Genomic DNA, 1,209 nt, shown 5'->3' with positions numbered 1-1,209 from the left:
CAAGTCGACCCTGCTGTCGCTGCTGCTGGGCTTCCGCCGGCCCGATGCCGGCCGGGTGCTGGTCAACGGCGTCGACCTGGCCGAGATCGACCCGGAGGAGCTGCGCCGCCGCATCGCCTGGATCGGCCAGGCGCCGGTGCTGTTCCACGGCACGCTGCGCGACAACATCCGGCTGGGCCGGCCCGAGGCTGACGATGCGGCGGTCGAGCGCGCCGCGGCCGAGGCGCGGGTGGCGGAGTTCGCGGCGGCGCTGCCGCTGGGCCTCGACACGATGGTCGGCGAGCGCGGCATCGGCCTGTCCGGCGGCCAGGCCCAGCGCGTGGCCCTGGCCCGCGCCTTCCTGAAGGATGCGCCGCTGGTGCTGCTGGACGAGCCGACCGCCGCGCTCGACCGCGACACCGAGGCCGAGATCCTGGAGTCGATCCGCCGGCTGGCCCGCGGCCGCACCGTGGTGGTGGCGACGCACAGCCCGGCGGCGATGGCGATGGCCGACCGCCGGGTCCTGCTCGACCAGGGCCGGGTGCAGGCGGAGGCGGCGTGATGGACCGCCAGGATCGCCCCCTGCTCGCCATCCTGCGCCTGGCGCGGCCGCAGCGGCGGAAGATGGCGCTGGGCCTGCTGCTTGCCATCGTCACCGCCCTGTCGGGACTGGGCCTGCTGGTGCTGTCCGGCTGGTTCATCGCCGCCTCGGCCGTCGCCGGCGCGGTGGCGGCGACCGCGGCCGCCTTCAACTTCGCCAGCCCGTCGGCCGGCATCCGCGGCCTGGCCGTGCTGCGCACCGGGTCGCGCTATGCCGAGCGACTGGTGACGCATGACGCCACCTTCCGCTTCCTGGCCGGGCTGCGGGTCTGGCTGTTCCGCGCCGCCATCCCGCTGGCCCCGGCGCGGCTGGAGGAGCAGCGCGGCGGCGACCTGCTGAACCGGATGACCGCCGATGTCGATTCGCTCGACGCCGTCTATCTGCGGGTGATCGTGCCTGCCGTGGTCGCCGTGCTCGCGGTGCTGCTGGTCGGCGGCGTGCTGCTGTGGCTGGACCCGGCGGCGGCGGCGATCGTGGTGGCGCTGGCCCTCTTGGTCGGCATCGCCCTGCCCTGGGCGATGCAGCGGATCGGCGCCCCGGCCGGCAAGGCGATCGCCATGGCCACGGCGGGGCTGCGCACCCGCATCGTCGAGGGCGTGCAGGGCCTGGCTGAGCTGAAGGTCTATCAG

At 75.3% G+C, this 1,209-nt stretch carries 2 protein-coding genes; both read left to right on the top strand.

Annotated elements, in window-relative coordinates:
- On the top strand, window positions 1-541 hold a 541-nt coding region (locus ACTOWL_RS37900; RefSeq protein ID WP_441326472.1), incomplete at its 5' end, for an ATP-binding cassette domain-containing protein.
- The coding region (locus tag ACTOWL_RS37895; protein ID WP_441326471.1) for an ABC transporter transmembrane domain-containing protein at window positions 541-1,209 on the top strand (669 nt) is incomplete at its 3' end. The genes ACTOWL_RS37900 and ACTOWL_RS37895, both read left to right, overlap by 1 nt.

It is taken from the genome of Inquilinus sp. CA228, assembly GCF_052078665.1.
Classification (GTDB): domain Bacteria; phylum Pseudomonadota; class Alphaproteobacteria; order DSM-16000; family Inquilinaceae; genus Inquilinus.
Note: the sequence above shows the minus strand (reverse complement) of the source record. Positions and strands in the feature narration are given on the sequence as shown.